Origin of the sequence: Colwellia sp. BRX8-9, from assembly GCF_014077245.1 — a bacterium.
In the GTDB taxonomy this organism is placed as follows: Bacteria; Pseudomonadota; Gammaproteobacteria; order Enterobacterales; family Alteromonadaceae; genus Colwellia_A.
This window is the reverse complement of record NZ_JACGVN010000029.1, coordinates 42,239-50,190: the sequence shown is the minus strand read 5'-3', so window position 1 is coordinate 50,190 and position 7,952 is coordinate 42,239. Positions and strand designations below refer to the sequence as shown.

General features: G+C 38.2%; 7 protein-coding genes. 4 read left to right on the top strand and 3 right to left on the bottom strand.

Going from position 1 to position 7,952, the window contains the following annotated elements; genetic code table 11:
* Positions 1 to 275: 275 nt before the first annotated feature.
* From H4J70_RS18245 to fadI, 3 genes are all read right to left on the bottom strand, one after another.
* Positions 276 to 476 carry a hypothetical protein gene (locus H4J70_RS18245; protein ID WP_182215051.1) on the bottom strand — a complete coding sequence of 67 codons (201 nt, stop codon included), beginning with the start codon at positions 474 to 476 and terminating at the stop codon, positions 276 to 278.
* Positions 477 to 650: 174 nt separating this feature from the next.
* Complete coding sequence (gene fadJ / locus H4J70_RS18240; RefSeq protein ID WP_259368084.1) at positions 651 to 2,792, bottom strand: fatty acid oxidation complex subunit alpha FadJ; 2,142 nt, start codon at positions 2,790 to 2,792, stop codon at positions 651 to 653.
* A 59-nt stretch (positions 2,793 to 2,851) separates the two neighbouring features.
* Complete coding sequence (fadI, locus tag H4J70_RS18235; protein ID WP_070376076.1) at positions 2,852 to 4,159, bottom strand: acetyl-CoA C-acyltransferase FadI; 1,308 nt, start codon at positions 4,157 to 4,159, stop codon at positions 2,852 to 2,854.
* Between the two features lie 246 nt (positions 4,160 to 4,405).
* Between fadI and H4J70_RS18230 the strand changes: the two genes are divergently transcribed.
* Genes H4J70_RS18230 through H4J70_RS18215 form a run of 4 tightly spaced genes read left to right on the top strand, consistent with a single transcriptional unit; the run spans position 4,406 to position 7,951 of the window.
* Entirely contained in the window at positions 4,406 to 5,371 is a 966-nt protein-coding gene (locus tag H4J70_RS18230) for a MoxR family ATPase (protein ID WP_070376075.1), read from the top strand.
* A gap of 59 nt (positions 5,372 to 5,430) precedes the next feature.
* A complete protein-coding gene (locus H4J70_RS18225) occupies positions 5,431 to 6,459 on the top strand; it encodes a DUF58 domain-containing protein (RefSeq protein WP_182251614.1) in 1,029 nt (342 codons plus the stop codon).
* Positions 6,447 to 6,956, top strand: a complete 510-nt coding sequence (locus H4J70_RS18220) for a DUF4381 domain-containing protein (protein ID WP_182251613.1) — start codon at positions 6,447 to 6,449, stop codon at positions 6,954 to 6,956. Before H4J70_RS18225 ends, H4J70_RS18220 begins: the two co-directional genes overlap by 13 nt.
* On the top strand, positions 6,953 to 7,951 hold the full coding sequence (locus tag H4J70_RS18215) for a VWA domain-containing protein (RefSeq protein WP_182251612.1): 999 nt from the start codon (positions 6,953 to 6,955) through the stop codon (positions 7,949 to 7,951). Before H4J70_RS18220 ends, H4J70_RS18215 begins: the two co-directional genes overlap by 4 nt.
* Position 7,952 lies beyond the last annotated feature (1 nt).

The following is a 7,952-nucleotide window of genomic DNA, read 5'->3' as shown; positions in this document are numbered from 1 at the left end:
GAAAAAAATGTACGTATTGGTCTTAAAGAAAAAAATGTACGTATCTAGGAGTCTAAGATGATAAACTTATTTAAAGCTCTATTTGTAACAACTAAAGCAAACCCTATTGCTGCTAGCATTGAAATTAAAGAGATGCCAGCCAGTAAGTGGTGGACGTAATAATCATTGAACCACTATTTACAATGGTTAGTTTGAAGAAAGACACTGTTTGCTACAAGGAATGTAGCTGTCTTATTTTATCTAGAGTGATAAAGAAAAATTAATTTTAAAAACTTCTAAGCTTTTAAAATTAGTGTATTAAAGCCAAACATCTTATTCATTTTCATCCGTTTCTTCATACAGAACATTGGCCAAATAAAAGGCCCAAAAACTAATCCTGCACATGCCCAACGCTTCAAACCTAAACCACTACGTAATGCCTGGCAGTAAAAGAACATCGAACAAACAACACTGACAACCGCTAAAAATAACAACATAATATTTACCGCTAAACCGACTAAAAGAATGGCTAAAACTTTATAGGCGAAATATAACTAATTTAGAGTATTTATTCAACTTATTTTTAAAGGGTAAAAAGCATAAAAAAAAGAGGCATTAAATTGCCTCTTTTTCGTTAAATTGCCACCGAGGTGGCATAACATTGCCTGTTACTAATAATATTTATTACCCGTTTCAGCCATGGTAATTAATGCCTGGCAAGGCTTGAAGCGTTCGCCTAGTTCACTGCTCCACAGGTTCAACTTATTAACAATTACCTCTGCACCTAACGTATCGATATAATGGAATGGTCCACCTAAAAATGGTGGGAATCCGATACCAAAGATAGCGCCGATATCACCGTCTCTAGCATTACGAATAATACCTTCATCTAAACACCTAGCAGCCTCATTCAACATCATAAAAACACAGCGCTGGACAAGTTCATCATTTGTTTTTTGATCTTTAATGATGATATTTAATAATGGATAGACAGATTCATCAACAAGTTTTTTGGTGACTTTTTTACCATTTTTATCTTTATAGAGGTAAAAACCTTTCTGCACTTTTTTACCTAAACGTTTATCGGCAATAAGTTTATTAAATGCTTCTGGTGCAGCAAATCGATCGCCTAATTCAGCTTGTAAAATAGGACCAATTTTAGCACCTATATCAATACCGACTTCATCTAGTAATTGTATGGGTCCAACAGGGAAGCCAAACTTAACCAGTGCTTTATCTAACTTACCAATCGATTCGCCTTCAAGTAATAATAAGGCGGCTTCATTCATGTAAGGCGCTAAGATACGATTAACATAGAAACCCGCTTTGTCTTTAACAACTATCGGCGTTTTGCCTTGTTTTTTAGCAAAAGCAACTGTCGTTGAAATAGTTTGATCAGAGGTTTTTGAATGTGCAATAATTTCGGCTAACGGCATTTTATCTACCGGAGAAAAATAATGCAGTCCAATGACATTTTCAGGGCGCAAAGCTTTTGCTGCTATTTGTCCGATAGGTAAACTTGAGGTATTACTCGCAAAAATAGTGTCTTCAGCACAAATACTTTCCATGTCATCAACCATTTTTTGCTTTAATGACAAGTCTTCAAAAACAGCTTCTATAACCATATCAACGTTTTTAAAACCGCTATAATCGACACAACCCGTAATTTTAGCCAATTGCTTTTGCATTTCACTTTTCAACATAAAGCGACGTTTAACTTTTTTGTTGAGTATGTCATAACCATATTTCATCGCATGGCTGATACCTTGCGGCGCAATATCTTTAATACGTACATCAACATTCGCTTTAGTTGCACTAACAAAAGCAATACCACCGCCCATTAAGCCGCCACCTAAAACACCAATTTGGCTAATCGGCTTAGCATTAACACCTTCGATGCCCTGCTCTTTTTTCATGTCGGTAGTAGCAAAAAAGATTTGTCTTAATTGAGCTGATTCTGGTGACATAACAAGTTCACCAAAATGATCGGCTTCAGTTTGGTAACCACTGACCGATGATTTTTCGATACCACTGCGTACACTATCAATAATTTTGAGGGGTGAAGGATAATTGCCTTTGGTTTTAGCCAATACAGATTTAGTCGCCTGATTGAAAATTATTTTACGGCCAACCGCATTACCTTCAAGTGCCTTATCTAAAACACTGATTTTGCGTTGACTCTTTTTAATCTTACTCGCTTTACCTTGTGCCGCTAGCACTAAGTTTTCAGCAGCAGAAATTAAAATACTGTTTGGCACAACATCAACAACTAAGCCCATCTTCAAGGCTTGTTTCGCGCGTAATTGTTTACCTGTTAGCATCATATCTAATGCTTTTTGAATACCAACTAATTTTGGTAAACGCTGCGTACCACCGCTCCCCGGTAATAGGCCTAACTGTACTTCAGGTAATCCCAAGGCTGTTTTGCCATTATCACTACAAATACGAGCATGACACGCCATAGCAAGTTCAAGTCCGCCGCCTAGACAAGCACCATTAATAGCAGCAACCACAGGAATTGAGAGGTTTTCAATTTGATCAAAAATCATTTGCCCATTGCGAGAAAGAGCCGTTGCTTCACTCGCACTTTGACAGCTCGCCAGCATATTAATATCTGCGCCAGCAACAAAAGAATCTTTTTTGCCACTGATTAAGACAACACCTTTAATCGTGTTGTCATTACGTATTTCTTTTAATACCGTATCTATTTCTTCAGAAAACTCAGCTTTCAAGGTATTCATGGATTCGCCAATCACGTCCATCACTAAATGAGCAATACCATTGTCTTGGCGAATTAATGTAAACGTACTCATATTGTTACTCTCTTGTTTAAGCGCTTCATCGTTTGCTTGAGTGTTATTAGGTGCAGTCATTAGTCAGTCTCCACTATCATTGCAGCGCCTAAACCACCAGCGGCACATGCGGTAGTTAAACCGGTACCTCCACCTCGACGATTTAACTCATTAAGGGTTTGTACAATTAAACGGGTACCTGTTGCAGCAAAAGGATGACCATAAGCTAACGAACCACCCATCACGTTAAATTTAGCCATATCAATATCGCCAATCGCTTTATCTTGACCTAATTGCTCACGGGCAAATTTTGTGCTGGCAAACATTTTCATATTAGCAAGCGCTTGTGCTGCAAAGGCTTCATGCATTTCAATTAAATCTAAATCTTTTAATTCCATACCTGCACGCTTAAGTGCTAATGGCGTCGCATAACTTGGCCCCATAAGCATATCTTGCCAAACATCGATGGCAGCAAAAGCATAACTTTTGATATAACCAAGCGGTTTATAACCTAATTCTTTTGCACGCCCTTCACGCATTAAAATAATGGCAGAGGCACCATCTGTTAATGGTGTACTTGTTGCTGCAGTCACTGTGCCGTGTTTTCTATCAAAACAAGGACGTAATTTTTTATAACTGGCAAGTTCTGAGTTTTCACGAATACAGTTATCTTTTTCAATAAAACTTTTATAAGGTTCACTGTAGGCGGTCATCACCTCACCGGCTAACTTACCTTCTTGCCAACTTTTTGTGGCTAAAGTATGCGAACGATGTGCTAATTCATCTTGAGCTTCACGAGAGATATTATGGGTTTTGGCCATCTGCTCTGCAGTCTGCCCCATCGATATACCCGTAGAGTATTCAGCAACAGCTGGTGGAACAGGCATAATATCTTTTAGGCCTAACTGACGAATAAGTGATATTTTTTGCCCCAAGCTTCTCGCTTTACTTAAATCAAGTAAGATACGTGCAAACTTTTTTGACACACCAATAGGCGCAACTGATGAAGAATCAGCACCACCAGCAATACCCACATCAACATAACCTGCCATAATAGCTTCTGTTACATTAACCGTAGATTGGAAGCTTGTTGCACAAGCCCTTGAGACACTATAGGCGTCGGTATTTACATTCATGCCAGTACCCAAAACAATTTCGCGGGCAATGTTTGGCGCTTCAGGCATTTGTACCACTTGGCCAAAAACTAATTGATCAATAATAGTAGGGTCAATATCATGCTTTTTTAGCAATTCATTAACGACAATTTTTCCTAAATCTACTGCTGGTACACCATGAAAAGCAGTGGCTTGTTTTGCAAAAGGTGTTCGCAACCCAGCCACTACAGCGATGCGTTCTCCGTTTCGAGTCGTTAAATTCATTTTTGTCATGTTTTACCCTTCTATCGTAATATCTAATTTTATCGTCTTCAAACCAAGAGGTCTGACCACTTGTTGATTGCTTTATTCTAACCTCAAATGAAATAAATACAACTCCCAGCTAAAACGTGAGCTATTCATTCGAAAATAAATTGTTAAAAATCATGTCAAATTGTAAAAAATCCTTGTTTTATGGTACCTGAACCTTATATATATACCCACAGGTTTAACAATAAAAACAAGTAAGTGGTAGTTAGCATGGCAATTGAACATTTTTCATCCCTAAAAGAATACTTATCTCAACAAATTATAGGTCAACACGCCCTTGTTGAAAATTTACTTATTGCATTGCTTGCCAATGGTCACCTAATTGTAGAAGGTCCTCCCGGCTTAGCAAAAACTCGTGCCGTAAATGCATTAGCTGAAGGTATTGAAGCTGATTTTCACCGCGTGCAATTTACCCCCGATTTATTACCTGCTGATTTAACCGGCACCGATATTTATCGCCCTGAAGATGGCACTTTTGTTTTTCAGCCGGGTCCTCTTTTTAGAAATTTAGTACTCGCTGATGAAATCAACCGCGCGCCAGCAAAAGTACAATCCGCTTTATTAGAGGCGATGGCAGAGGGACAAATTACGGTTGGACGTAATACTTATCCTCTTCCTGACTTATTCTTAGTGATGGCAACACAGAATCCTATTGAACAAGAAGGTACTTACCCTCTTCCTGAAGCACAATTAGATCGCTTCTTAATGCACATTGAAATTGATTATCCTGATGCTGTAAGTGAATTAGCTATTTTAAAGCTCAACCGCGGTGAAGCACTTCAACATGGCAAAGAAAGTAAAAAACCGGTAAAAGAAATATCGCAAAGTGATATTTTTGCTGCTCGCGACCAAGTGATGGAAATTCATATGGCACCGGCTATTGAAAATTATATTGTTGATTTAATTATGGCGACGCGTACTCCAGAAAAATATGATGACCAATTAAAAAAATGGCTCGCTTATGGCGCAAGTCCCCGAGCAACTATTGCACTTGACCGATGTTCACGTGCTAGAGCTTGGTTACATAACCGTGATTTTGTTAGCCCTGAAGATGTACAAGCCGTATTCCATAATGTATTACGTCACCGCATTTTGCTGACTTACCAGGCTGAAGCTGAAGGTATTAACAGTAATCAACTTCTTGATCACTTACTAAGCTTAGTCGCTGTTGCTTAAATAGCATTAATCGCTTTAACAACATCAAATAATGAACGATCAATCTTGTAAGTAAATTTATGTGGCTTAATCAAAAAAAAGAACAAAACCAGCAAGACGTTGCAAATCTGCTTAGTAGTGTTTTAAGTAATGGTATTGAATTATCAATCGATGAATTAATTCAATACCAAAACAAAACTAAACTCATTGATCTCGCTGCGCGTAAAAGTCAGCATGGTCAAATGTCAGGTAATTACTTATCTCGTAGTAAAGGGCGAGGTATGGAATTTGACGAAGTACGTCATTATCAAAATGGTGATGATATACGTGCCATCGACTGGCGAGTAACGGCACGAACAGGTAAAACCCATACTAAAATTTTTCGTGAAGAAGTTGAACGTCCAGTACTCGTAGTAACCGACCTCAGTAATTCAATGCTGTTTGGTAGTCAGCTATTATTTAAATCAGTACAAGCTGCACACTTAGCGGCATTAGTGACTTGGCATGCTAAAGGCCGAGGCGATAGAGTCGGCGGTATTGTTTTTAATCAACATAAACATAGTGAATTAAAACCGCGCAGTCGCAAACAAGGCGTGCTTCATTATTTATACAGTTTAGTAGAAACTCATCAACATACGTTATCTATCGAACAGCAAAAACACGAAGAACATTTATCTATTGAACAACAGCATAATTCTGCTAATGCTGCTTTTGAAGAGAATTGTGCACGACTAAGACAACTTGCTCGCCCTGGAAGTTTGGTTTATTTAATCACCGATGGTAATTATATTAGCCAAGAAACTATCCGTCACTTATCCCATATCAGTCGTCATTGTGAACTAGTTGTCTGTTTGATAAGTGATCCGCTTGAGCACGACTTACCTAATAGCAAACATAAAATGAACGTTACGGTGACCGACGGAAACTCGCGACAGCAATTATTGATTGGTGATGAAAAGGCGACTAAAAATTATCATCAACAAGCCAATGAACGAGTTCAATTGAAAAAAGATTTATTACTTAAAGCAGGCGCCCGAGTATTGCACTTCTCATCAGGTCAAACTTTAGAGCAACAATTAACTGACGGAGTCGCCTCATGGAAGCGTTAAAACAACCGTCTGAGCAATTAGCTCAATTAAAAGATATTCACTTACCAGAGCAGGTTCATAATTACCCATTCGCTTATGGCTGGTGGCTCTTACTTGCGTCTATATTAATAGCGCTTATTTTCGTTACTGTAAAATGGCAAAGACGCCGAAAATTATCTCATGCTAAAAAATTAGCATTATCAAAACTTCAAAGCACCGATAATAATGACGAAATAATCACTTTATTAAAATGGGCTGCATTTCAGTATTTTCCACGAAATGAAATTGCCTCGTTACATGGCGAACGATTAAAAGATTTTTTCAAAAACACGTTAGCAATTAAGCATCAAGAAAAATTTCTAACCTTATCTGATAAGCAATTTAGTCATAAATATCAGCTCACTAAAAATTCAGAAAATGAAACGTTGAAGGAAGCCGCTCATCTTTGGCTCAGTCAAGCGCTTCCGCCGCAGTTACTAAAGCAAAATTCGGTAACAAAACATGAGAAACAGTCATGATTAATCTACTACTACCTTGGGTATTGTTAGCGCTGCCGATACCATTATTAATGTATCTATTACCAGCAAAGAATCAAAACCAAGCGGCGGCATTAAAAATGCCAATACTAATTCAAAATACCTCTAGTGAACGTTTTTCAGCTAAAACTAAAAAGTCTCCACGTATTTTATTGTTACTGATTTGGAGCTTAATTGTTCTATCTGCCAGTCAGCCGCAATGGCTTGGCGAAGCAGTAAATGTACCCACCGAAGGACGCGAAATGATGATAGCTGTAGATCTGTCTGGCAGTATGCAAGTTGAAGACATGCAAATAAATGGCAGCACCGTTAACCGCCTAGATATGTTAAAAGTATTATTAGGTGAGTTTATTGAACGTCGCACCGGTGATCGTTTAGGTCTTATTCTCTTTGGTGATGATGCCTATATGCAAACACCAATGACCTTTGATAGAAAAACAGTACAGCAGATGCTTGATGAAGCCGTATTAGGTTTAGTCGGTAAACAAACTGCAATTGGAGATGCTATTGCTTTGGCAGTAAAACGCTTTGATACAAAAAAACAATCAAATCGTGTGTTATTACTGTTAACCGATGGTCAAAATACGGCGGGTAAAATAACCCCAGAACAAGCATTAGAACTTGCAGTAGCAAAAAACATTACCATTTATTCAGTGGGCATTGGCGCTGATGTAATGATTCAAGATTCAATTTTTGGTAAACGTCGCATTAACCCATCTAGCGAATTAGATGAAGAGTCGTTGCAACAATTGGCTAGCAAAACGGGTGGTTATTATTTTCGTGCCCGTGACAGTAAAGATATGAGTGAAATATATCAATTACTCGATGCGCTAGAACCGATAGAGCAAGACCAACAACAAATGCGTCCCCTTACGGCATTATTTTATTGGCCATTATCTACAGCATTATTATTATCATTTCTTTATCTAATTTGGCTGAACCTACCCACTATCACATTAAAAGGAGCGAATAGTTAAA